The organism is Pseudomonas sp. GNP013 (assembly GCF_054343995.1).
Map to the genome: position 1 here is coordinate 4,319,931 of NZ_JBTGUT010000001.1, position 24,264 is coordinate 4,344,194.

Sequence of the window (24,264 nt, forward strand, 5' to 3'; positions counted from 1 at the left end):
GTAGCTTGTGCCTATAAAGGCGCCCACTGAGACTCGGTTATGTTTGGCCGAAGGCTTGTGTCATGATGATCCGACCGCAGGTTAGTCGTCCTCTTCCTATATGAATAGATCCTCCGCGTTGCTCCTAGCTTTTGTCTTCCTCAGCGGCTGCCAGGCCATGGCACCCGTTTCGCCGGGCGATACGCCGCCGGCAGAAGACACCGCCCCCGCGCCTGAAAAGCCCAAGGTTTACTCCTCGTTCAGTGAGGAAACGGTGTTCAGCCTGCTGAGCGCTGAACTGGCCGGGCAGCGCAATCGCTTCGATATTGCGCTGGATAACTACGTGACTCAGGCCATCAACACCCAGGACCCGGGTATTTCCGAGCGGGCGTTTCGCATCGCCGAGTACCTCGGAGCCGATCAGGCGGCGCTGGACACGTCGCTGATCTGGGCGAAAAACGCGCCGGATGACCTCGAAGCGCAACGGGCCGCGGCTGTCCAACTGGCGCGCGCCGGGCGCTACGACGATTCCATGGTGTATATGGAAAAAGTCCTGCAGGGCAAGGGCGACACGCACTTCGATTTCCTCGCGCTGTCGGCCGCCGACACCGACCAGGACACGCGCAATGGCCTGATGAAGAGCTTCGACCGCCTGCTGCAAAAGCATCCGAAGAACAGCCAGCTGATTTTTGGCAAGGCCTTGCTGCTGCAACAGGATGATGAAGCCGAAGCCGCCCTCAAGCTGCTGGAACAGAACCCGCCGGAAGACGGCGAAATCGCGCCGATCCTGCTGCGCGCGCGCCTGCTGCAGAACCTCAATCGCGGCAAGGAAGCGATTCCATTGCTGGAAAAAAGCATCAAGCGATACCCGGAAGACAAGCGCCTGCGCCTGACTTACGCGCGCATGCTGGTGGAACAGGACCGCATGGCGGACGCCAAAGTGCAGTTCGCCAACCTCGTCCAGCAATACCCCGACGATGACGAATTGCGTTACTCCCTGGCACTGGTGTGCCTGGAAGCCAAGGCGTGGGAGGAAGCCAAGGGGTATCTGGAAGAACTGATCCAGCGTGAGAGCCACGTTGATTCGGCTCACCTGAACCTTGGTCGCATCGCTGAAGAGCGCAACGACCCGCAGGCCGCCCTGCTCGAATATGCCCTGGTCGGCCCGGGCAATGACTACCTGCCGGCTCAGCTGCGCCAGGCCGATATCCTGATGAGCAACGGTCGTACCGACGAGGCGGAAAAACGCCTGGCGGCGGCGCGCGATGCCGAGCCGGACTACGCCATCCAGCTGTACCTGATCCAGGCCGAGACACTGTCGGCCAACAAGCAGGGCGAACGCGCCTGGAAATTGCTGCAACAAGCCTTGCTGCAATACCCCGACGACCTGAACCTGCTGTATACCCGCGCCATGCAGGCAGAAAAACGCAATGACCTGGCGCAGATGGAAAAAGACCTGCGCCTGATCATCAAGCGCGACCCGGACAATGCCATGGCCCTCAACGCTCTGGGCTACACCCTGTCCGACCGCACCACGCGCTATGCCGAGGCCAAGGCCCTGATCGAGCAGGCCCACAAGCTCAATCCGGAAGACCCGGCCGTGCTCGACAGCCTGGGCTGGGTAAATTATCGCCTGGGCAACCTGGACGAGGCCGAACGCCTGCTGCGCCAGGCGCTGGAGCGTTTTCCCGATCAGGAAGTCGCTGCCCACCTGGGTGAAGTGCTGTGGGCCAATGGCAAGCAGCGCGAAGCCCGGCAAGTCTGGGAAAAATTCCTCAAGGAACAACCCGAAAGCCCTCTTTTGCGCGGCACCATCAAGCGCCTGACCGGATCCGAGACCCTTTAAGCTTATGTTCCTGCGCCACATTGTTGTATTCAGTCTTATCGCCCTGCTCGCCGGTTGCGCGGGCACAGGCAGCCGCGAATCCGTTGAAGGCCAGGGCAAACCGGCGCAATGGCAACAGCACAAGGACCAGCTCGGCAGCATCGACGGCTGGCAGATCGAAGGCAAGGTCGGGGTGCGCGCGCCGAAAGATTCCGGCAGCGGCACCCTGTTCTGGCTGCAACGTCAGGATTACTACGACATTCGCCTGTCCGGTCCGCTGGGCCGCGGCGCGGCACGCCTGACCGGCCGCCCGGGGCAGGTGAGCCTGGAAGTCGCCAACCAGGGCCGCTACGAGGCGACGTCTCCGGAAGCATTGCTGGAGCAGCAGATCGGCTGGAAGTTGCCCGTGTCGCATCTGGTCTGGTGGGTGCGCGGGCTGCCGGCACCGGACAGCAAGAGTCGCCTGAGCCTCAACGGCGACAGCCGTCTGGCCACGCTGGAGCAGGATGGCTGGAAGGTCGAGTATTTGAGTTATGTACAGCAAGGCGGCTACTGGCTGCCCGAACGCATCAAGCTGCATGGCACCGACCTTGACGTCACGCTGGTGATCAAGGACTGGCAACCGCGCAAGCTGGGGCAGTGACGTGAGCGAACGCCTGACCCTGCCCTCCCCGGCCAAGCTCAACCTGATGCTGCACATTCTGGGTCGCCGTGAAGACGGCTACCACGAGTTGCAGACGCTGTTTCAATTTCTCGACTATGGCGATGAACTCACCTTTGCCCTGCGCGACGACGGCGTGATTCGACTGCACACGGAATTTGAAGGCGTACCTCACGACAGCAATCTGATCGTGAAGGCAGCCCGCAGACTTCAAGCGCAATCCGGCTGCACATTGGGCATCGATATCTGGATCGACAAGATCCTGCCCATGGGCGGCGGTATCGGTGGCGGCAGTTCGAATGCGGCGACCACCCTGCTGGGTCTCAATCACCTGTGGCAACTGGGCTGGGACCCGGATCGCCTGGCAGCCTTGGGCCTGACACTGGGTGCCGACGTTCCGGTTTTCGTGCGCGGGCACGCGGCTTTTGCCGAGGGCGTGGGCGAGAAACTCAGCCCCGAATACCCCGAAGAGCCTTGGTATGTTGTGCTTGTTCCGCAAGTATCTGTAAGTACAGCAGAAATTTTTTCAGATCCGCTGTTGACACGTAACTCTCCTCCCATTAAAGTGCGCCCCGTTCCCAAGGGAAACAGTCGAAATGACTGCTTGCCGGTTGTGGCAAGGCGTTATCCAGAAGTACGTAACGCTTTGAATTTGTTAGGTAAATTTACCGAAGCAAAATTAACCGGCACTGGAAGTTGTGTGTTTGGGGGCTTCCCAAGCAAAGCTGAAGCTGATAAAGTCTCGGCCCTTCTTACAGAGACCCTTACAGGGTTTGTAGCAAAGGGAAGCAACGTTTCGATGTTGCATCGCAAGCTGCAAAGTCTGCTCTAAAAGGAATCGAGTACTGGGTACTCGTTGCAACAGATACAGGGGCGTCGCCAAGCGGTAAGGCAGCAGGTTTTGATCCTGCCATGCGTTGGTTCGAATCCAGCCGCCCCTGCCATTTTCCTATACTCATCCAGGTTACCCTCAGCCTCTAGGTACTGCGCGTGTCCAAGATGATGGTCTTTACGGGGAACGCCAACCCCGATCTGGCTCGACGTGTCGTACGTCAGCTGCATATCCCTCTCGGTGACATCTCTGTCGGTAAATTCTCCGACGGCGAAATTACAGCCGAGATCAATGAAAACGTTCGCGGTAAAGACGTCTTCATTATTCAGCCGACCTGCGCTCCGACCAACGATAACCTGATGGAACTCGTCGTGATGGCTGATGCCTTCCGCCGCTCCTCAGCAACTCGAATCACAGCTGTAATCCCTTACTTTGGTTATGCCCGTCAGGATCGCCGTCCGCGCTCCGCACGTGTGGCCATCAGCGCGAAAGTCGTTGCTGACATGCTGACCGTGGTAGGCATCGACCGTGTGCTTACAGTTGACCTGCACGCTGACCAGATCCAGGGGTTCTTCGATATTCCGGTAGATAACATCTACGGCTCCCCCGTTCTGGTGGATGACATCGAAGACCAGCGCTTTGAAAACCTGATGATCGTGTCCCCGGACATTGGCGGCGTCGTGCGTGCACGGGCTGTTGCCAAATCCCTGGGCGTTGATCTCGGGATCATCGACAAACGCCGCGAGAAAGCCAATCACTCTGAAGTGATGCATATCATCGGTGATGTCGAAGGGCGTACCTGTATTCTGGTTGATGACATGGTCGACACCGCCGGCACCCTGTGCCATGCGGCAAAAGCCTTGAAAGAGCACGGTGCGGCCAAAGTCTTCGCCTATTGCACACACCCTGTGCTGTCGGGCCGAGCGATCGAGAACATCGAGAATTCCGTGCTGGACGAACTGGTGGTGACCAACACCATCCCGTTGTCCGCCGCTGCTCAAGCCTGTGCGCGTATCCGTCAACTGGATATCGCACCGGTCGTTGCCGAAGCGGTTCGCCGTATCAGCAACGAAGAATCGATCAGCGCGATGTTCCGTTAAGGCTCAGGCCTTGGCGACATCAACCTGACGAAAAGCGCCCCGCCCCAGCATTCTGTTGGGGCGGGGCTTTTTTGCCCATATCGCCTTTAGCGCTGGTCGCAAACGCTGGGGCGAATGTGGTTAATTTGGAGATACAACATGAACGATTTTACTTTGAATGCTGAACTGCGTTCCGACCTGGGGAAAGGTGCGAGCCGCCGCCTGCGTCGTCTCGCAAGCCTGGTTCCAGCTGTAGTCTACGGTGGCGACAAAGCCCCTGAGTCCATCAGCATGCTGGCCAAAGAAGTTGCCAAACTGCTCGAAAACGATGCTGCCTACAGCCACGTTATCGAACTGAACGTTGGCGGCAAGAAGCAGAACGTTATCATCAAAGCTCTGCAGCGCCACCCGTCCAAGGGTCACGTCCTGCACGCTGACTTCATCCGCGTTGTAGCCGGCCAGAAACTGACCGCTATCGTGCCTGTGCACTTCATCGGTGAAGAAGCTCCGGTCAAGAAAGGCGGCGTTGTATCGCACACCACTACCGAACTGGAAGTGACCTGCCTGCCGAAAGACCTGCCTGAGTTCATCGAAGTCGACCTGTCGGCTGCTGAAATCGGCACCATCATTCACTTGTCCGACCTCAAGGCCCCTAAAGGCGTTGAGTTCGTTGCACTGGCTCACAACGACGACAAGGCTGTTGCCAACGTCCACGCGCCACGTGTTGTAGAAGAAGATGATGCTGCTGAAGGCGAAACCGCTGCAGAGTGATGCACTCTGTAACGTCGGAGCTTGAGGAAACATCGCGGACCGGAACGTAGCGAGAAAGCGGGCGATAACGCGAAGTTTATCTCTGGATAAGTGAGCTCCTGTCGTCCCCTTTCGCCGCACACCTGGCGCGGCGATGTTATCCACAACTCCAAAGGAAGGGCCCCTGTCGTGACTGCCATCAAACTGATCGTTGGCCTGGGAAATCCAGGCGCCGAATACGAACAGACCCGGCATAACGCGGGGGCCCTTTTTGTTGAGCGTATTGCCCACGCCCAAGGCGTAAACCTTGCGGCCGACCGCAAATATTTTGGCCTGACCGGGCGCTTCTCGCACCAGGGTCAGGATGTTCGTCTGCTGATTCCCACCACCTACATGAACCGCAGCGGCCAGGCTGTCGCGGCGCTTGCGGGATTCTTCCGGATCAAACCCGAAGAGATCCTGGTGGCCCATGACGAACTGGACCTGCCACCCGGCGTCGCCAAGCTCAAGCTGGGCGGCGGGCATGGCGGGCACAATGGTCTGCGCGACATCATCGCGCAGTTGGGTAATCAGAATAATTTCTACCGCCTGCGGCTTGGCATTGGCCACCCGGGCGTTGCCAGTATGGTTTCAAATTTCGTCCTGGGTCGTGCGCCACGCGCCGAACAGGAAAAACTCGATGCCAGCATCGACTTTGCCCTCGGCGTGCTGCCGGATATCTTCGCCGGTGAATGGAACCGCGCGATGAAAAACCTGCACAGCCAGAAGGCCTGACTCTTACCGAGGGGAAACACCATGGGATTCAATTGCGGCATCGTCGGCCTGCCCAACGTCGGCAAATCCACCTTGTTCAACGCTTTGACCAAGTCCGGTATTGCGGCGGAGAACTTCCCCTTCTGCACCATCGAACCCAACAGCGGTATCGTACCGATGCCGGACCCGCGCCTGGACGCCCTGGCGGCTATCGTCAACCCCAAGCGCGTCCTGCCGACCACCATGGAGTTCGTCGACATCGCAGGCCTGGTGGCCGGCGCGTCGAAAGGTGAAGGCCTGGGCAACAAGTTTTTGGCCAACATCCGTGAAACCGATGCCATCGCCCACGTGGTCCGCTGCTTTGAAGACGAGAACGTGATTCACGTCTCCAACAGCGTCGACCCGAAACGCGACATCGAGATCATCGACCTGGAGCTGATCTTTGCCGACCTCGACAGCTGCGAGAAGCAACTGCAGAAAGTCGCGCGCAATGCCAAGGGTGGGGACAAGGACGCCGTGGTCCAGAAAGGCCTGCTGGAACAGTTGATCGCACACTTCACCGAAGGCAAGCCGGCACGCAGCCTGATGAAAAAAATGGGCGTCGACGAGAAGGCGGTGATCAAGGGTTTCCACCTGCTGACCACCAAGCCGGTAATGTACATCGCCAACGTCGCCGAAGACGGCTTTGAGAACAACCCGCTGCTCGACGTGGTCAAGGCCATTGCCGACGAAGAAGGCGCCATTGTCGTTCCGGTGTGCAACAAAATCGAAGCAGAAATCGCCGAACTCGATGACGGCGAAGAAAAAGACATGTTCCTCGAGGCCCTGGGCCTGGAAGAGCCTGGCCTGAACCGTGTAATCCGTGCCGGCTACGAAATGCTCAACCTGCAGACCTACTTCACCGCTGGCGTTGAAGAAGTCCGCGCGTGGACCGTCAAGGTTGGCGCTACCGCGCCACAGGCTGCCGGCGTGATCCACACCGACTTCGAAAAAGGCTTTATCCGCGCCGAAGTGATCGCCTACAACGACTTCATTCAGTACAAGGGCGAGGCGGGTACCAAGGAGGCCGGTAAATGGCGCCTGGAAGGCAAGGAATACATCGTCAAAGATGGCGACGTGATGCACTTCCGTTTCAACGTCTAAAGATTGCCTGCGGCGTTGACCGCAAATAAAAAAGCCGATGCACTGCATCGGCTTTTTTGTGGGCGGCTCTTCAGGTAAACGTTTAATGTGTAAGCATCGGGTAAAAATAAAACATCCCCCTATCTAATTTATCCTACATCACTCGCGCAAGTTCCTACTTTAAGACTCACGCGCGGAATCTATAATTTGCACGCCACAGACCAGCAGTTGATGACTGCTTTCTTAATTGCATATAAATAATGGAGCACTCTTTCGATGCCGGACTCCTTTCCTGGGGAAATTGAAAACGATTTTTCATTCCTGGAAGGCTCAGACATTGAAAGCACGCTTCATCGTACTGCGCCACTCAATATAGATATCCTGTTACTCGGAGAAACCGGCACAGGCAAAGACACGCTGGCGCAACGAGTGCATTACTTGTCGGGGCGACGAGGTAACTTCGTTGCCGTGAACTGTGCGGCCATTCCCGAAAGTCTCGCAGAAAGCCAACTGTTTGGAGTCAACAGCGGTGCCTTTACCGGGGCGATGCAGTCCCGGGCCGGCTTTGTAGAGGCCGCCCATCTGGGCACTCTTTACCTCGATGAGATCGACAGCATGCCTTTGAGCCTGCAGGCCAAACTGCTGCGTGTGCTGGAGTCGCGCGGTGTGGAACGCCTGGGCTCGACGCGCTTCATCCCCGTGGACATGCGAGTCATCGCCTCGGCCCAGAGTTCGCTGCACGAGATGGTCGAACAGGGCACTTTCAGGCGTGACCTGTTCTTTCGCCTGAATGTCGTCAATATTCAGCTTCCGGCCCTGCGGGACAAGCGAGAAAGGATCGTCCCGTTATTCCTGCAGATGGTCCAGCAAGAAGCCGAGCTTTTCGAATGCGCTGCTCCGACACCTACCGCCGAGCTGTTGCAACAGCTGTTGTGCCAAGGCTGGTTGGGCAATATCCGTGAACTACGCTCGACGGCCAAGCGATTCGTACTGGGCCTGCCACCGCTCTCGCTGCCCCTGAGCAAGCCGCAAGGCCATGAAATGAGCCTGAAAGCGCGTCTGCAGGAAATCGAAAAAGCACTGATCGAAGAGTCATTGCTGCGCAACGACCGCTGCGTGGATCGCGTGGCCATTGAGATGGGCATTGCCAAGCGCACGCTCTACCACCGGATGAAGCAACTCGCTATCTAAATCAGCGTAAGGAATTTCCCTCCTCGCGGTAATTTTTAGTTTTCCAATCGTAATCCATTACGCCGAAATAATTTTAGACGCATCACCTCCGAGACAAATTGGAACGCTTCACTTCTTTCCCACCACGAATGAAATGAGCACTTAAAAAATCGCTCAAAAAAATGAGATAGTGAAAAAAACTATCAGACTTTATTACTATTCAAGAGGTGAACTATGTCTGTAGGTGGCCTGGGTACAAGCCCACAAGATGTCGCAGCAAAAGGCATCGAAGAGCAAAAGAAATGGGAAGCAGTGAAAAAGGCGAAAGAAGGCGCCGAGAATGAAAAATTCTCTGCCGCGATAACCAATATCAAATCTATTCGTTTTTAAGCGGTGCGGTCCTCTCAACTCAACCGTTGAGGGGACTTTCCTCCCAATTGTGCTTGCCGCACTCGACACCCACAAGAGAGAAACGAATGTTCATCACCCCCTCAGCGTTTACAACAAGCGAAAAAATCACCACTCGCTCGGACACGCCTGCTCTGAACGATCGTGCGTCTGACATTAATTTTTTTCTCTCTGAAATACACCAGACCGACAAAATCGATAAACGAACCGTGCACGCCGTCGCCTCTTCCGACTCCACGTGGGCCGCTACGGGGTCGACGACGATAGCGAGACAACTGTCCAAAGGGTTTCGTGACGCAAGCCAGAACAAGCAGACAACGGACGCGAGCAAGTTTCCCCAACTTCTTGCCGAGTCGCAGGTAAACGTGATGTCCCAGATCAAGGTCGTTGGCGCCATCGCAAAAGCCTGCGACAAAATTTCAAGCATGGGGTAGAGGTATGTTCCGCCGTCTAAGCACCCTGTTATTTCTTTCATTGGCGCTGATGCTGACGGGCTGCGGTGAAAGCGTCGAACTTCATCGCAATATTTCCGAACAGGAGGCCAATGAAATCATTGCTGAACTGGCGGATAAACAAATCCGGGCTCAAAAGATTCAGGGAAAAGACGGCGTCGCCGTTCGTGTCAAAGCAAGTGACATCAATCGCGCGGTTCGGACACTGGACGCTGTGGGACTTCCCAAGGTGGCACGCTCGACCCTGGGGCAGATCTTTCGCAAGGAAGGCGTCATCTCTACCCCACTGGAAGAACGCGCACGCTACATCTATGCGCTGTCTCAGGAGCTGGAGGCGACCTTGTCGAACATCGACGGTGTAGTCGTCGCACGGGTGCATGTGGTGTTGCCTGAACGCATAGCGCCAGGCGAGCCCGTACAACCGGCATCCGCCTCAGTATTCATCAAGCACGACCCTCGGCTGGACCCTGACAACATCAATGCGCGCGTGCGCAGGATGGTGGCCAGCAGCCTCCCCGGCATGGCCTCAGCGATAGACAATACGGTAAAGCTTACCGTCGTTTTCGTACCGGCCACGGCTTACAAGGAAACACAACAACTCGCCTACCTCGGCCCTTTCCTGCTACCCGAGCACGATCTCGCATTCTGGCGTATAAGCCTGTTCATGCCGCTGGTCGTCCTCGTGTCGGGCGGTGTCGCCTGGTTGCTGTGGCGACGAAAGACAAGGTACGGCCCTGCGATAACACGCACTCATGAGTGACGATCTCAATTGGGTCAGGTGGTGGGCCTTCCCGTGGCAGCAAGCCCACATCGACTGGCTCACGCAAACCGGTTTTGTGGACACAGCAGCGCTTTCACGCAGCCACCATGGTCGGGTGAGCAGGATGTTCGATATCCAACCCGAGCTTCCTCCACCCATGAGTCCGGCCCTGCTGCAACTGGCGCAAATCGACGCGCAATCACGAGATCTCATACTCCTACTCGTCAATGAGGTCTACAACGCACCTCACCACAGTCGGCTCAATCAGGAACAGCTGCTTTGGTGCCAGCGCCTGGCCAAGGCACTGCCGCCTGACCCGACACCGGCAACCATCGACGACCCGCTGCACTACCTGCGGGCGTGGGTTTCACCGTCGGTGTGGCAGCGGCTGCGCCTGAGCTTTGCCTGTCAGAGGGTGCTTGAGCTGGAGCAATACCCAAAGCTTGAGGACACTCAAGGCCGGCTGGGTATTTTATGGCAAGCCGCCATTTGGCGTGCGACCTCGACCCCCACCGTTGATGCGCTACACGCACCCCCGGAGAACGCCAAGCATGTTTTGCGCCCGCAAGATTGAGCTGCACACCCGCCCCGACGACCTGCCGACAGCGCTGATATCCAGGGAAATGCTCGTCGAACATACCCACGCCCGTCAGATGCTTGAACAGGCCGAAGCTCAGGCACAGGCGCTCATAAATCAGGCCCAAGCCAAGTGCCAACAGCTGCTGGACAACGCCAGCAGTGAGTTCTGGCAGCGCGCCAATGCCCAACTTCATCGTTGGGAGTCAGAACGCCTGGCAATGGCCGAGAGTCTTGAGCACGTTGCCACCTCAGTCATCAATACGGCCATTAGAAGCTTGCTCGATGAGGCTCCACCTGCCCAACGCATCAGTGCACTGCTCGATAAATTACTGGCAGCCGGATTGCCGCCGGTCGAGGCCAACTTGCTGTGCAATCCGCAGGACCGCGAATCCGTCGAGCACTGGCTCATCCAACACTGTGATGTGCCCTGGACGCTTCGGGTTGAAGCCGGGCTTGCCGCCCAGTCGCTGATTGTTGAAACAGACGATGGCGGGTATCACATCAACTGGACGGATGCGGTGGACAGCCTGGTGCCGATCCCGCCCCAGGGCCAAATCAAATGATCACTCTGTTCTGCTTTTTTGTTAACACATTAATCCGCCGAAGGAACTGGACACCTATCAGTTGCCACACAGGAGTAGACCCCCACCGGAGTTAAAGCAATGAATAATGACGCCCGCATACTTGATAGCCTCTACCGCCAGCGGAGCCGCTCCGATAAGGCTTTTGGACAGATCGACGAGGATATTTCCGCTGGAGGTGACGACGAGGAACTCTCAAGAGTCTTCGACCAGCTTATGCAGGAGAAGATCGTCGTTGCCAATAGCTACGCCGTGACCTCGGTCTATGTCAATTACAAACACGAAACCCTGAAAAACGCCATCAACGTCGCCTAGTGACTGGCAGCAACGTCACGGGAGCCTCCAGGGCAGTTCAGCCCGGGCCCCCCGCACGGCGCGTCGGGCTTTTCGCCGGGCGCCGGTCACCTCTGCTTGCTGCAATCCCTGCTACGCGATTGCAGTCAGCTGCAGCGGTTGAACCCCCTTTAATCGCAATGCAACCCAGACGAGACCTGGCGCAGCGTAACGGCGCGCCTGACGAAGGCCGGGTGCGAATCAACGCTCACTTCATCAAGTGCGCTCGCGCACTGAAACAGAGACCCTGTCATGCATAGCAAGACCCACAAGCACACCCGCTTGCGTTTAAATTCGCCCGCACACCAGGCTAAGCGCACTCAATGGCGCCTCCTGCTCGCGCTGCCCTTTTTATTGGCACCGCTTCACAGCGCCGTCGCCGCTATTCCCTCCGACTGGAAAAACACCGCTTACGCCTACGAGGCCGAACATAAGCCCCTGCGGGATGTGCTGGAAGATTTCGCTCAGACATTTGGCACACAGTTGCAGATCGATGGCCTACTGGACGGCATCGTAAATGGCAAGATACGCGCCAATACCCCGCAGTCATTACTCGACAGACTGGGGGTGGAACACCGCTTCCAGTGGTACCTCTACAACAACACGCTTTATATCAGCACGCTGGACCTGCAAGAGTCCGCACGCCTTGAAGTCTCCGCCGAAACCGTCGCCGACCTCAAGCGAGCCCTGACCGATATCGGCCTGCTCGACAGCCGTTTCGGCTGGGGCGAACTGCCCGATGACGGCGTGGTGCTGGTCTCCGGTCCCAAGCGTTACATCGACCAGATCAAGCAATTCAGTAGCCAGCGTAAATCAGCCGACGAAAAACAGAGCGTGCTCAGCTATCCGCTGAAATTCGCCAACGCAGGAGATCGCCAGATAGATTATCGCGGCGAGAAAATATCCATTCCTGGCGTCGCCAGCATGCTGCGCGGGTTGTTGGAGCCTCGGTCGCCTTCCACACTGTCGACGATGAGTCCACGGTCCTCTTCATCCAAGCCGTCGCCCATCACGCCGAGTTATCCAAGGTTGAACAATCCGATGCTGGGGCAGATGCTCGGCCAGACAGCGAACGGCGGGCCGTTGGAGACCGGCGCAACGCTTACCCCGCGAGCCCCCGTGTCGTCCGGCCGAATCCGCGTCGAAGCCGATGTGCGTAACAACGCCGTGCTGATCTATGACCTGCCGGAGCGGCAAGCGATGTACCGCGAGCTGATTTCCCAGCTCGACGTCGCGCGAAAAATGGTGGAAATCGACGCCATCATCCTGGACATAGAACGCAGTCAATTGCGCGAATTCGGGGTCAACTGGGGCAACAGTCGTTTCAGCAGCGACATGAGGCTGGCACCGGGAAGTTCATCGCAGCTGTCGATCGAAAACCGTGACCGTTTCTTTGCCAAAATACGGGCGTTGGAGCAACGCGGCCTGGCAACCATGGTCTCCAACCCCTCGGTCCTCACCCTGGAAAACCAGCCTTCGGTGATTGACTTCAATCGCACCCAGTACCTGACAGCAGGCACCGAGGTCGCGACTATACTGCCCATTACTGTGGGCACCAGCCTGCAAGTGGTGCCGAGGGTGATTACCACCCGCGGCACTCATCAGGTTCACCTGCTGGTGGACATCGAGGACGGCAACTTCGACGAGTCGGACCCCAATCGCCTGGGCCCCGATGTGCGCCGGGGCAATGTCAGCACGCAGGCGGTGATGGCGGAAAAACGCTCGCTGGTGGTCGGTGGATTCCATGTCACCGAAAGCACCGACAGGCGCAACAAGATCCCTTTGCTGGGGGATATACCGCTACTGGGCAAGGTGTTGTTCTCCTCCAGCGAACGCAAGAACAATCGTCGCGAACGCCTGTTCATCCTGACCCCGCGCGTGATCGGTGATCAGGCCGATCCCTCACGTTACCTGCCGCAGGACGACCAGGCCGAACTGCAGGCAGCCCTCAAGCCGCTGGCCAGGCGTTATGCCGAACACGCGCCCGTCATCAACCGCAGTGACATCACCAGCACGCTGGCGAATTTGGTGACCGGGCGAGTGCCCCTGGCCTTCAAGCCGGCCCCAATGCCCCTGGGCCTGGACACCTTGTGCAGCACCCGCGACTTACTGGCCATGAATACCGAACGCAGCCAGTGGTACGCCGGCCCGCAGTTCAATGTGGCCGTGGTCGTGCTGCGCAATCAGCTCAAGCGCAATGTGCGTATCGACGAAAAGGAATGCAGCACCTCGCAAACCCTGGCCGTGACCGTGTGGCCGCGAGCCTGGCTCAAACCAGGTGAAGAAGCCGAGGTATTCATTGCCATGCGCCCGGTGGTTAAAGATGAACACCTGAGCGTGCCGCGCCCCTCCTTGCTCACTCCAGCTAAAAAGGCCACGCCATGAAACACCGCTTGTTGTGCGTCACTCTGATCAGCGCAGTGCTGCTCATCACCGGCTGCAGCCCCACGTGTAAAGGCGACTCCTGCTCGCGTCCGCAATCGACCAAAGACACGCTGGTGATCTGGTGGCCACCGCAGATGCGCGTCGAGCCCGGCCCGTCCGGCGAACGCGCGGACTACCAGACGATCTCGCTGGAACGATAAGCTCAGTGATCAACGCCCGGTGTTACCGGGCGTCTGATCTGCAGATGGATAAGAGCGTCGCCTGACGGCGCGCAAGGCGCTGATCAGCGCAACTCCAGCGCCGGCAACTCCAGGGTTTCGCGCTTGGCGTCATCGTCAAGCTCGCGCAAGGTGCGGTAGATCAAGGCCACCGCCTGCAAGGTCTCGCGGGGAATACCAGCGCCCAGTTTGTGTGTATAGAGTGTACGGGCCAGCCAGACACACTGGATCACCGGCACCTCGGCCGCCTTCGCCTGGCGGATCAACTCGCGGGCCTCGTCGTCCGTCCCCTTGTTGACCAGCACCGGCAGCGGCGTTTTGCCAGGGCGGTAATACAGGGCCACAGCAAAGTGCGTCGGGTTGACCACAAGCATGTCGGACTCCTCGAGCTTGGGCAGCTTGACCTTCGGTTCCTCCTGGGCCAACTGCTGTGCCAACGCGCGGCGCTTGCCCTTTACATGCGGATCGCCTTCCATGTCCTTGTACTCTTTGACGACCTCGACCTGGGTCATGCGCATGCGTTTGGCGAAAAAGTGCTTTTGCAGAACCAGGTCAATGAGTGCCAGCACCAGCAGCAGCGCCAGGCAGGCGTGCAGCAAGTAGCGGAACAGCACGATCAACGCCAGGATGTAGGTTTGCAGGTCACTGTTGGCCAGGTTGATCAGCGCACCCAATGAGGGTCTGATCACCAGATACACAACCAAGCCCAGCAGCAGCGCCTTGGCGATGCTCATCAACAGATTCATGACCGATTGAGCGGAGAACATCTGCTTGAGTTGATTGAGCGGGTTGACGCGGTTGAAGTCGAGCTTCAACGTCTCCGGCGCGAACAACAATCCGAACTGCATCCAGCTGCTGATCAGCTTCATGAGAATGGCCGTCGCGACCATCAGCAGGGCGAACGAGAAAAACACCGTCAGCCCCTCGAACAGCACTTCCTCCAGCGCCCGCGTGAAAGGCTGGGCCATGCTCGACATGGGCAAACTGATCAGTTGCTGGAAGCGTTGCAAACTGGCTTCGGCAGTGAACAACGCAATCTCGCTGATGGCAGCCAACGCCATCAGCTTGCCGATGTCCTGACTCTGGGAAACCTGGCCTTTCTTGCGCTGATCGCGCAGTTTTTTGGCTGACGCGGGGTGTTTCTTTTCACCTGAGTCGCTCATGGCGTCGAGACCTGGAACATCAGCCCGAGTGAATGCTTGAGATCGCTCAACAGGTTAAGGCGCCCGACCATCAAGTCCTGCAGCAACGCAAAGTACAGCAACAAAATGCCAATGCCTGCGAGGCACTTTACCGGTGGCGCCAGCGTGCTCACCTGTAGTTGCTGACTGTAAACCCCGAGCAGCGCAATGCCGAACTCCATAAACAACAGCACCGCAATAAAAGGCGCGGCGTAGAGCATCATGTGGGTAAAGGTATCGCCGAGTATCCCCAGGAACACGCCGAATCCGTTGACTGCCGGCAGCGGTATCCAGGCCGTGGCCGGCCAGATTCGATAGCTGTCCCAAATCACTTGCATGAGGACACTCAGCCCCAGCACAGCGATCAGCAGGTAGATCACCAGTTGCTTGAACAAATGCCCGACGGGCGTTGCGTCCGGCCCCAGCGAAGGGTTGAGCTGACCACCGGCCAGGGCGCCGCGCTGGTTGTCCAGCAGGGCACCGACCGACTCGAACATCCAGAAGGGCATCGCCAACAGGACACCCAGCAAAATACCCAGGGCCGCCTCTTTGCCTATCAGCCCGATGATCATCAGCGCCGAGTAGTCCTGGCCCGCGAGTACGGCATGGATACCCGGCGCCGGAATGAAGGCCATGACCATCACGACGGCGTGACGGGGCAAGCCGCGTATGTGCTGGAAACAGAACGCCGGCACCAGAATGGCACAGGGATAGATACGCGCCATGCCAATCAACAGGCTCGTTAGTAAATCGAGATAAAGCACCACGGACATGCCCTCAGTTCAATGCCGAGCGAGCGATCATGTCGAACATCAGGTTGATCAGTTGAATCAACTCCACGCCGATCCAGCGTCCCGTCAATATCAGTGTGATACCCACCGCAACCAGCTTGATGCCAAAGGGCAGGGTCTGATCCTGGATCTGCATCAGCGCCTGAACCAGCGACGTCAATACGCCGACCACCACTGCCACGATCAGTGGCGGTGCCGTCAACACCACGACCAGCAGCATGCCCTGCTTGAACAGCACGATCGGTTCCATAGGGTACTCAGAGGTAAGAAAGGAAAAGGCTGTCGAGCAACCGCGACCAGCCGGAAACCATGACGAACAGCAGCAGCTTGAGTGGCAGGGAAATGGTCATGGGCGAAACCATTTGCATGCCCAGCGCCAGCAGCAGGTTGGACACGATCAAATCGATGACGATAAACGGGATATAGATCAGGAAGCCGATCTCGAACCCGGCCTGCAACTGCGACACCACAAACGCCGGAATCAACAGCACCAGGTCTTCGCGCTGGGTGCTTTGCACCATTTCCGGCGGCCACATGCGCGCGCTGTTCTCCTGCAGATGGGTGAGCACATCCGGGTCGGTATTGCGCTTCATGAAAGTGCGCAACGGCTCTATTGCCACAAGGCCCGTTGCCTGAAGCGTCTGTACATTGCTCATGTCCAGCGGGGATGTCTTGAGGTTCTCGGCGATCTGATAGCCCACCGGGGCCATGACAAAGAGCGTGGCAGCCAACGCTATACCATTGATCGCCATGCTCGGAGGCACCTGCTGCACGCCGATGGCGTTACGCGTAATCATCAGCACAATGACAATCTTGAGAAACGCCGTACAGACGACCAACAGCATCGGCAGCACCGACATTGCACCGAAGAACAGCGCGAGTACAACGGGATCAACGCCCTGGAACATCATCGGGAGAACACCACGCGCGTCAATTGCAAGCCGAGTCGACCTTCCACTTCCACCAACTGCCCTTGCCCAATGGGACGGTCACCGTAATACAGGCCGGCGACGCCGGGGGCGTACCCGGTAATGCCCACCACGGTACCGGGAGCCAGGTTGCGCAATTCGCCCAGGGTCAGCGTGAGGACACCACAGCGCACGGTCAACGCCATGCTCAACTCGTCAAAGGGCTCCCGGCCGAAGGCATCCTCCACCGGGTGGTCAAGCTCAGGCCCCGGGTATTCTTGTATGACAAACTCTTCGTCCACGGACGCTTCCTTGATCGCAATAAGGTTCAGGCATAACCGCCCGGATTCATCTTCAATACGCCCTTGCAACAAACGACTCCCAACAGGCAAGTGGCCAAGGCCCTGCACATCGAAAAAGGCCTGTTCGAGCATCAACACATCACCCGCTCGCAGATCGCGCACTTGTGCGACGGGCAGGCTCAAGCCGCCCAGCTTCACGCTGATTGCCAATGGAAAAGACACGGGCAGCGCAGCGGCCATCTGCTCCCAGGGGCCGGCCGCATAGGCAGCCAGCAAACTTTCGGGGGCCAGCCACAGGTGACCTGCAACCCTGGAGAGCCCCAGCGTCACGGTAAAGCGACAACCAAAGTCCAGCTTTCTGGGTGCGGGCAGCAAGCGCAGATAGCCAAACAACGACGACACCTGCGGGGCGAGGTGAAGCTGGAACAATTCCCAGAACCAGGATTTGGGATCGTTGCCAACCTGCGCCAGGGTGACCGGGCATTCCCCCATCAAGCTGAACATCGCTTCCGGGTCAGAAAACGCCAGCACGCCCAGAGCGCTCTCGAAACACAACGGGTTCACCCCTACGGGCGTGAGGCCGGGCTCAAGCAAAAAAGCACCACGCTGATCACCCACCTGGAACGACAGGCGCAAGCCGCGCCCCAGCCGATGCAGCGCTGCCGCCCTTCCCGCCTCGACCCTTGGCAATGTCAACGCCGACATGATCATGCCGGGCTCACGCGCGCGAGCTGAACGTCGACAGGCTGCCCCAACGCCTCGACCAGCCTGCTCTGAAGGCTTTTCTGCACCGTACCGAGCCACTGCGTCGTGTGCGCCTCTTCGGCTTGCAACTCGATGTCCCAGCTACCCGGCGATCTCTGCACACGGGCGTTGATCCGCCCTCGACGCGGCAGGTAAAGCACTGCCAGCAAGGGCCATTGCGCAGTTGCCTGTATTCGCGACGCCAACTGCCCAGCCAGGGCTTCGAGCATCAATTTATTCGTCGACACGATTGAGCCTGGCAGGCCGGAAACATAACCGCCTTCGCCTTGCTCGTAGGTAAACAGGTGGGTGAACAGACTTGCGTAGTTCAGGGGCAACACACCTTCGATAGCCGATTCGTCTTCTCGTCCGTACTCGCGCGCACGCGGCCGCTCGGGCTTGCTTGCAGGTATTTCTTTCATGTCTCTTCCTGCGCCAGTAAACGGGACAATTCCAGAATTTTTTCAACCTCACGCAAACATTGGGTGACCTGCTTCTGCGCAAGGTCGACCTCGGTCACTTGCTGCTCCTGCTGTCCGTGCAATCCTTGCAATTGGGCTTCTTCGCGCTGCGTCGTGGCGGACAATGAGCGCTCCTGGTTATTCCACGACTTGAGCGCCTGAAACGAGATCACCTGTCCTTGATGCTGGCTCAGAAGCTGTGCACCCGCCTGGGCTTCCTGCAGGCGGGTTTGCTCGAGGACTTGCTGTGCCTGCTCAACTTGCAATTGCAGGGCTCGCTGATGCCTTTTGGCCTTGCCCAATACACGCTCGGCCCGGTCCGCCCGATGCTTGCGCAGACGCCGCAAGGTTTCCAATTCAGAAAGGGACATGGGCGGTAAGCTCCGTCAGTTGATCCAGGGTCGAGTCCATCAGCGCGGGCTCGCGCAAGTCCTGGCGCAGAAAACCGTCCACGCGCGAACGGCTGTCCACCGCCATGTCGGTCAGGGCGTCACTGCCAGGCTGGTACTCACCCAACTTCAGCATCAGCTCGATCTGCTGGTACGCCGACAACAGACGACGCAGTGCCGTACCGGCCCGAATATGCTCGGGCGTGGCGACGTTGCTCAAAATTCGCGACAGACTGGCCAGTACGTCAACCGCCGGGTAGTGACCTCGCTCGGCCAGCTTGCGGGACAGCACAATGTGGCCATCGAGCAGCGAGCGAACTTCGTCAGCCACGGGGTCGCTCATGGAGTCCTGTTCGATAAGCACGGTGTAGATCGCCGTGATAACGCCGTCCTGGGTCAAGCCGGCGCGCTCCACTAATCGCGGCAGCAGGCTGTAAACCGAGGGCGGCAGGCCGCCTCGTCCCAGCGGTTCACCGGCTGCCAGACCGATTTCGCGCTGGGCGCGCGCAAACCGCGTCAGGGAGTCGATCAGCAGCAGCACGCGCTTGCCCTTGCGGCGATAGCCCTCTGCCAGGGCCGTCGCCGTGAAGGCCGCGCGGGCGCGCTCCATGCTTGAACGATCGGACGTCGCGCACACCAGCACGGCCTTGGCGCGCAATTGGTCATCCAGTTCGTGATCGAGAAACTCGCGCAGTTCGCGTCCGCGCTCGCCGATCAGGCCAAACACAATCACATCGCACTCGACGTTACGGGCAATCTCCGCCAGCAAGGTGGTCTTGCCGCAGCCAGCGCCGGCAAACAGCCCCACACGCTGGCCCTCGCCAAGCGTCAGCAAGCCATCGATCGAGCGCACTCCGGTCGCCAATGCGCGATGGATCCTGGGACGTTCGGTCGGCAGCGGCGCCTCACACAACACCATGCTTGCATCGGGACTGTCGGCCTCGACAAACGCACTGGGGCCAACGCCACTGATCGGCCGGCCGAAACCATCGAGCACCTGGCCCAGCAACTCATCACTGACCAGCACCCGGTGCGACACCCCCAGGCGCTGTACGCTGGCGCCCACACGTATCCCTTCAAGATTGCCAAGGGCGCTGAGTACGGCGTCCTGCTGATCAAAACCGATGATCTCAGCCAGCATGTAGTCGTCGACGGACTTTTCTACCTGGCACAGGTCACCGATACGCGCGTCGGGCAAACGACATTGCAACAGCATGCCATTCACGCGCTGCACTCGACCGCGCATCGTCACCGGCGTGAAGTTGGCCAGCGACCGCGTCTGGCGCTGCTCCCAGGCCGCCAGACGCGCCTGCAGTTCCGTACTCACCAGCGCACCTCATAGCGCTGCGCGCCATCGAAAACCACCTTGGTGTTGTCGATCAACACCAGGCGCAAACCATCCACCTCGTCCCCCACGAACAGCCGGCTGCCTTCCTCAAGAACGACGTGGCCGTTCGGCCCGCCGACGATCTGCACGATCTTGAACGGCAGCGCCCCATCGCGGGCGCGTACACGACTGATCACCGGGACCGCACTGTCGAACAGCTCGCCAAAACGGCTGAGCATGCGCGCGACCAGTTCCATATCGTCCGGGGATACAACGCCATTGAGCGCGATCTGGCCATTGATCACCTCCAGGCTGACCCTTTGGCTCAACTCACGCTCGCTGAGCATTTTCAATAATTGCTGACGGACTTCAAACGGCGAGGCCAGTTGTTGTTTAACCGCCACGGGAGGCATCAGGGAAGCCTGCGCATCACGTTCTCCGGAGGACACCATGCTGACCACCACACCGATGACCGCCACCAACAGCACCGCGCTGATCAGGCGTTTTTGCTGCCTGTTGGAGATGGAGGACAACTGCAGCGTCGGTGATGCCTCGCTTGCTCGCGGCGCGGGCGCAGGGGCCGGGGCGGGTGTTTCAGGCCAGGGTTGATCGGCCAGGCTGACGTAGAGTCGAATGGCCCCTACCGAAAAAGGGACGTTCAACGCCAGGCTCGCAATCTGTGCCAGCACTTGCCCCTGGGCGTCGTGCAGCAGTCCGGCTTCAGCCTGCACCGACCATTGCGAGTCAGCCAACCGCAGCCGCGCATGCTGCTCGGCGATACCGGGGTCGTTGAGCATCAGGTCGGCATCAGGGTGAGCACCGATGCTCCACTGCTCGCCAAATAGCGGTAACGCAGCCCCCTGGCGCTGACCATTAAGCACTCGCAGCTCAAACATCATCGAGCCCTCCCGTGCGTTGAACCCGGGTGAAAAATCATGCCGCCGCACCGCGCATCAATTCGTCCTGCCCCAGATCAAAACGCCCCAGGACCTTTACCTTGGACGTGCTTGCCAACTCGGCAAACGACAACACAGGTACGTGGTTGAACTCCTCCAGCAACAAGGCACGTAGAGGGCTGCGCAGGTCCTGCGCCACCAACATCACGCTCTTGCTCCTGGCGCGCACGGTAAATGCCTGGTTGAGGAGGTTGACCAACGCGGCGCTGCTTTCGTTATCAAGCGCAAAGAACACCCCGGTCTGGGTCTGGCGCAACGCCTCGCGCAGGATGTTCTCGGTATGGGGAGACAACAACCAGGCATGCAGACCATCGTCCTCGCTGTACTGCTGGAAGATCTGCGCCTTGAGGGCAATGCGCGCATAGTCGGCGAGCGCGTCGGGTTCGCGCTCATGCTGGCCATGCTCGATCAGCGACTCGACAATCAGCCGCACCGCACGCAGCGGCACGCCCTCACTGGCCAGGCGCTGCAAAACCGCCGAAAACCGCGACAGCGGCATGATGCGTTGCAGCTCCTGCACCAGCTCCGACTGGTTGTGCTCAAGCCAGCTGAGGATCGCCTTGCTCTCCTGAATACCCAGGAACTGCGGTCCGCTGAGCATCATTGCCTGCCTCATGCGATCAAGAATCAGGCTTGTCGCGGTAAAGCGTTCAAGCGCGGGGTCGGCAAGCAGCGGATCATCAGGTGGCAACCAGAGCCAATCCTGCTCATCACGCTCGGCCAGTCCTGGTATCGCGTGCTCCGGCTCGACCGCCAGCGCCTTACGTTCAACGGCAACGAGCGTGACCACCGAGGCCTTGACCATCGGTACCTCATGCACACAAAAACGCATTTCATCGGCGGCCAGCGAGTCGTCGAGCTCGACTTCGAACGGCGGCAAGGTCAGGCCAATATTGGCGACCAGCGAATTTCGTGCCTGGCGGATCCCGTGAATAAGGTCCGTAACCTCAGGCGTCCCCCGTAAGGACGGAGGAAACTGCAACAGATAAGGCCGCGATGGATCGAACCCACGCAAGTCCTCATTACCGTTCTCTTCGGGGCGCACGACATTGGCAACGTCCTCCTTGGGCTTTTCTTCGCGTTGACGCTGACGCATCAGGAAATAGCCCAGGGAGCCGGTGGCCGCCGAGATCAGGATAAACACCAGGGTAGGCATGCCGGGCACCACTGCAAACGCGAGCATGCCGACCGATGCAATCATCCAGCTCTTGGGTTCACTGGTCATTTGCCGGGCGATTTCAGCGCCCATATTGCTCGTACCGTTGCGTCCGTCCGGCGCCACACGGGTGATGATCATGCCGGCCGTCAGGGAGATCAGCAGGGCTGGAATCTGCGCAATCAGGCCGTCGCCGATGGTCAGTACCGAATACAGCTGTATCGATTCGGCCGCGCTCAGGTCGTGTTGAAACATACCCGTGGTGAAGCCGCCCAGCAGGTTGACCACAACGATGATCAAACCGGCGATGGCATCCCCCTTGACGAACTTCATGGCTCCGTCCATGGCACCGAACAACTGGCTCTCGCGGGACAACTGCTCGCGTTTATCGCGTGCCTGCATACCGTCGATCAGACCGGCACGCAGGTCACTGTCGATGGACATCTGCTTACCCGGCATCGCATCCAGACTGAACCGCGCGGCGACCCGCTCCGAGCCCTTGGTGATCACCAGAAAGTTGACCAGGGTGAGGATCAGAAAGATCACCATGCCGACGGCCAGATTCCCCCCCACCACGAAGTTGCCGAACGCCTCGACGATATGGCCGGCGTCCTGCTCCAGCAAAATCAGACGCGTCGTGGCAATCGACAACGCCAAGCGAAACATCGTGGTCAGCAGCAAAATCGAAGGAAACGAGGAGAACGCCAAAGGCCCTGGCAAATACAGCGCCAGTACGATCAACAGGCATGATATGCAGATGTTGATTGCAATCAGGATGTCTACCAGCCAGGTCGGCAGCGGCACGATAAAAATGAATACAATGCCCAGGACCACCACGGCGCCCAGCACTTCGGCACGCTGTGCCACTTTGAGCAACGCCAGGTTGATGGTAGACAGTACCGTCACGCCAGCGCCCCCAGGTCACCGGCAAAGCGCGAGGGTTTGCGCTCACTGCGTTCCAGTTCGCCCATTACCGCCAGGAAGCAGTCCAGGGCGTCCTGCCGCACTCGACTGTCCGGCCACAACGCCAGGGGCAAATCGCGCATCAGCGGATAAAGTGCGTTGAGAAGCACCACTTGCCGAAGCGTCGGATGACCTCCCAGATCATGCCCAAGCCGCAGGATTTCACCTGCATCGATACCGCTGCCGGCATATCCCAGCAGGCGCTGCAGAAGACTTACGCCGTCGCAATCGAGGCCCAGCCGCTCGATCACCGCATTGCAACTGGCTAATACCGTGCCTAATTGTCCACAACTTTGCAGTGCCAGTAACAAGGTGCGCAATCGGGGCGTGGTCATTGCCGAAACCAGGGTCGCGATGTCGTCAGCCAAAGCCTTGCGCATGTTGCCGAGCCTGGCGGAAAACGTGTCGCCACCGTACTCGCCCAGCAAGGCCTGCATTATCGTCGCCAGGGATTGGCGCGTGGAGATGCTGGCATAATAGAGAGTACGCAGCGCCTGGCGCTCTTGCGGATCGCCACCTGCCTTCAGCAGCGCACCGGCGAATGTAAGGCCCGCCTGGATTTCCCCCTTGAAACCCACCGACAACAGGGCAATGGCCTCCCGCGCCCTCGCAGCTTCGGAGGGGCGTGCCTCACTGTCCAAATGCACTTCCAGATGCTTGAGCACCACGAACGCACGCGCGGGATCCCCCTCGGCAAGTTCCACCCACTTGTCGACACTGACGTTGTGCTGCAACTGCTGCCTGAACCGCCGCGAAATGGCTGCCAACGACTCCTGGGCCGGATAACCCAGCTGATCGTAAAGCTGCGTCAACTGCGCGGAGGGAGGTATGCGTATCGCCATGGCCTGCTGGGCCTGGTTAACGGCAAGAACCTCATGGTTGAAGATCTGGACAAGCTCATCGACTTTCGCCAGCGCGGACGCGGAGACAAGCGAAGTGGCGGACTGATCCAGATGCCGGGCAGATGACGCATCGTTGGGAGATTCGACTTTCATGGGCATGCCAATACAGGAAGAGTGTGCTTCGTGTGTGGTTACGCCCGCCGATGCAGTTCCATCAAAACGCGTCTATCGATGCGTTTGACAAGACTGGCACGCGCCATCGGTACTTTTTGCAAGTTGCTGCGTAAAAACGCGACATTTCAATATATTTATCTATCAAAATCATGAGGTTGCATGTTTTTTCCGTTTGGCACAGCC

The 24,264-nt window shown here is 58.8% G+C and carries 27 protein-coding genes and 1 tRNA gene; 17 read left to right on the plus strand and 11 right to left on the minus strand.

The genetic code is table 11. The features are described 5' to 3' along the window. Positions 1-100 precede the first annotated feature (100 nt). From ACXX81_RS19105 to hrpT, 17 genes are all read left to right on the plus strand, one after another. Positions 101-1,825, plus strand: coding sequence for a tetratricopeptide repeat protein (locus ACXX81_RS19105; protein WP_458572201.1), 1,725 nt, complete (start codon positions 101-103; stop codon positions 1,823-1,825). A gap of 4 nt (positions 1,826-1,829) precedes the next feature. Beyond that, positions 1,830-2,447, plus strand: a complete 618-nt coding sequence (lolB, locus tag ACXX81_RS19110; RefSeq protein ID WP_458572202.1) for a lipoprotein insertase outer membrane protein LolB — start codon at positions 1,830-1,832, stop codon at positions 2,445-2,447. Between the two features lies 1 nt (position 2,448). After that, positions 2,449-3,297 carry a 4-(cytidine 5'-diphospho)-2-C-methyl-D-erythritol kinase gene (ispE, locus tag ACXX81_RS19115; protein WP_458572203.1) on the plus strand — a complete coding sequence of 283 codons (849 nt, stop codon included), beginning with the start codon at positions 2,449-2,451 and terminating at the stop codon, positions 3,295-3,297. A 37-nt stretch (positions 3,298-3,334) separates the two neighbouring features. Next, positions 3,335-3,409: transfer RNA gene (locus ACXX81_RS19120), tRNA-Gln, on the plus strand. A gap of 46 nt (positions 3,410-3,455) precedes the next feature. Further along, entirely contained in the window at positions 3,456-4,397 is a 942-nt protein-coding gene (locus tag ACXX81_RS19125) for a ribose-phosphate pyrophosphokinase (protein WP_003171603.1), read from the plus strand. A 138-nt stretch (positions 4,398-4,535) separates the two neighbouring features. After that, positions 4,536-5,147 (plus strand): 50S ribosomal protein L25/general stress protein Ctc, encoded by a 612-nt coding sequence (locus ACXX81_RS19130; protein ID WP_004372493.1) that lies wholly within the window; start codon positions 4,536-4,538, stop codon positions 5,145-5,147. Between the two features lie 168 nt (positions 5,148-5,315). Further along, positions 5,316-5,900, plus strand: a complete 585-nt coding sequence (gene pth / locus ACXX81_RS19135; protein ID WP_003171596.1) for an aminoacyl-tRNA hydrolase — start codon at positions 5,316-5,318, stop codon at positions 5,898-5,900. Positions 5,901-5,921: 21 nt separating this feature from the next. Next, on the plus strand, positions 5,922-7,022 hold the full coding sequence (gene ychF / locus ACXX81_RS19140) for a redox-regulated ATPase YchF (RefSeq protein WP_057007010.1): 1,101 nt from the start codon (positions 5,922-5,924) through the stop codon (positions 7,020-7,022). A gap of 255 nt (positions 7,023-7,277) precedes the next feature. Beyond that, the gene (locus tag ACXX81_RS19145; RefSeq protein WP_209988321.1) at positions 7,278-8,192 is read left to right on the plus strand and encodes a sigma 54-interacting transcriptional regulator; all 915 of its coding nucleotides are present in this window, start codon (positions 7,278-7,280) and stop codon (positions 8,190-8,192) included. A 213-nt stretch (positions 8,193-8,405) separates the two neighbouring features. Further along, positions 8,406-8,561: a hypothetical protein gene (locus tag ACXX81_RS19150; protein WP_209988320.1), complete on the plus strand. Its 156-nt coding sequence runs from the start codon at positions 8,406-8,408 to the stop codon at positions 8,559-8,561. An 86-nt stretch (positions 8,562-8,647) separates the two neighbouring features. Next, on the plus strand, positions 8,648-9,013 hold the full coding sequence (locus tag ACXX81_RS19155; protein ID WP_209988317.1) for a hypothetical protein: 366 nt from the start codon (positions 8,648-8,650) through the stop codon (positions 9,011-9,013). A gap of 4 nt (positions 9,014-9,017) precedes the next feature. After that, complete coding sequence (sctJ, locus tag ACXX81_RS19160) at positions 9,018-9,791, plus strand: type III secretion system inner membrane ring lipoprotein SctJ (protein WP_458572204.1); 774 nt, start codon at positions 9,018-9,020, stop codon at positions 9,789-9,791. After that, complete coding sequence (locus ACXX81_RS19165; RefSeq protein WP_458572205.1) at positions 9,784-10,365, plus strand: type III secretion protein; 582 nt, start codon at positions 9,784-9,786, stop codon at positions 10,363-10,365. Before sctJ ends, ACXX81_RS19165 begins: the two co-directional genes overlap by 8 nt. Then, positions 10,343-10,933 carry a type III secretion system stator protein SctL gene (gene sctL, locus ACXX81_RS19170; protein WP_458572206.1) on the plus strand — a complete coding sequence of 197 codons (591 nt, stop codon included), beginning with the start codon at positions 10,343-10,345 and terminating at the stop codon, positions 10,931-10,933. The genes ACXX81_RS19165 and sctL overlap by 23 nt, the downstream gene beginning before the upstream one ends. A 99-nt stretch (positions 10,934-11,032) precedes the next feature. Then, entirely contained in the window at positions 11,033-11,266 is a 234-nt protein-coding gene (locus ACXX81_RS19175) for a hypothetical protein (RefSeq protein WP_209988308.1), read from the plus strand. Positions 11,267-11,536: 270 nt separating this feature from the next. Then, positions 11,537-13,669: a type III secretion system outer membrane ring subunit SctC gene (sctC, locus tag ACXX81_RS19180; protein WP_209988304.1), complete on the plus strand. Its 2,133-nt coding sequence runs from the start codon at positions 11,537-11,539 to the stop codon at positions 13,667-13,669. After that, the gene (hrpT, locus tag ACXX81_RS19185; RefSeq protein WP_209988301.1) at positions 13,666-13,869 is read left to right on the plus strand and encodes an HrpT family type III secretion system protein; all 204 of its coding nucleotides are present in this window, start codon (positions 13,666-13,668) and stop codon (positions 13,867-13,869) included. Before sctC ends, hrpT begins: the two co-directional genes overlap by 4 nt. A gap of 83 nt (positions 13,870-13,952) precedes the next feature. On the opposite strand, the gene sctU is transcribed toward hrpT, so the two are convergent. From sctU to ACXX81_RS19240, 11 genes are read right to left on the minus strand one after another with little or no spacing between them, the layout of a single operon-like run. Further along, positions 13,953-15,050, minus strand: coding sequence for a type III secretion system export apparatus subunit SctU (sctU, locus tag ACXX81_RS19190; RefSeq protein WP_458572207.1), 1,098 nt, complete (start codon positions 15,048-15,050; stop codon positions 13,953-13,955). Beyond that, positions 15,047-15,835 carry a type III secretion system export apparatus subunit SctT gene (sctT, locus tag ACXX81_RS19195; RefSeq protein ID WP_209990649.1) on the minus strand — a complete coding sequence of 263 codons (789 nt, stop codon included), beginning with the start codon at positions 15,833-15,835 and terminating at the stop codon, positions 15,047-15,049. Before sctT ends, sctU begins: the two co-directional genes overlap by 4 nt. A 10-nt stretch (positions 15,836-15,845) precedes the next feature. Then, positions 15,846-16,109 carry a type III secretion system export apparatus subunit SctS gene (gene sctS / locus ACXX81_RS19200; RefSeq protein WP_015371072.1) on the minus strand — a complete coding sequence of 88 codons (264 nt, stop codon included), beginning with the start codon at positions 16,107-16,109 and terminating at the stop codon, positions 15,846-15,848. Positions 16,110-16,116: 7 nt separating this feature from the next. Further along, positions 16,117-16,770, minus strand: a complete 654-nt coding sequence (gene sctR / locus ACXX81_RS19205; RefSeq protein WP_209988295.1) for a type III secretion system export apparatus subunit SctR — start codon at positions 16,768-16,770, stop codon at positions 16,117-16,119. Further along, entirely contained in the window at positions 16,767-17,780 is a 1,014-nt protein-coding gene (locus ACXX81_RS19210) for a FliM/FliN family flagellar motor switch protein (protein WP_209988292.1), read from the minus strand. Before ACXX81_RS19210 ends, sctR begins: the two co-directional genes overlap by 4 nt. Further along, positions 17,777-18,235 carry a type III secretion system HrpP C-terminal domain-containing protein gene (locus tag ACXX81_RS19215; RefSeq protein ID WP_458572208.1) on the minus strand — a complete coding sequence of 153 codons (459 nt, stop codon included), beginning with the start codon at positions 18,233-18,235 and terminating at the stop codon, positions 17,777-17,779. The genes ACXX81_RS19210 and ACXX81_RS19215 overlap by 4 nt, the downstream gene beginning before the upstream one ends. Beyond that, on the minus strand, positions 18,232-18,645 hold the full coding sequence (gene sctO, locus ACXX81_RS19220; RefSeq protein WP_322212571.1) for a type III secretion system stalk subunit SctO: 414 nt from the start codon (positions 18,643-18,645) through the stop codon (positions 18,232-18,234). Before sctO ends, ACXX81_RS19215 begins: the two co-directional genes overlap by 4 nt. Further along, positions 18,632-19,990: a FliI/YscN family ATPase gene (locus ACXX81_RS19225; RefSeq protein ID WP_209988285.1), complete on the minus strand. Its 1,359-nt coding sequence runs from the start codon at positions 19,988-19,990 to the stop codon at positions 18,632-18,634. The genes sctO and ACXX81_RS19225 overlap by 14 nt, the downstream gene beginning before the upstream one ends. After that, positions 19,987-20,886 (minus strand): FHA domain-containing protein, encoded by a 900-nt coding sequence (locus ACXX81_RS19230; protein WP_209990646.1) that lies wholly within the window; start codon positions 20,884-20,886, stop codon positions 19,987-19,989. Before ACXX81_RS19230 ends, ACXX81_RS19225 begins: the two co-directional genes overlap by 4 nt. 37 nt (positions 20,887-20,923) lie before the next feature. Next, positions 20,924-23,008 (minus strand): type III secretion system export apparatus subunit SctV, encoded by a 2,085-nt coding sequence (gene sctV, locus ACXX81_RS19235; protein WP_458572209.1) that lies wholly within the window; start codon positions 23,006-23,008, stop codon positions 20,924-20,926. Next, positions 23,005-24,060 carry a TyeA family type III secretion system gatekeeper subunit gene (locus ACXX81_RS19240; RefSeq protein WP_458572210.1) on the minus strand — a complete coding sequence of 352 codons (1,056 nt, stop codon included), beginning with the start codon at positions 24,058-24,060 and terminating at the stop codon, positions 23,005-23,007. Before ACXX81_RS19240 ends, sctV begins: the two co-directional genes overlap by 4 nt. Positions 24,061-24,264: the final 204 nt, after the last annotated feature.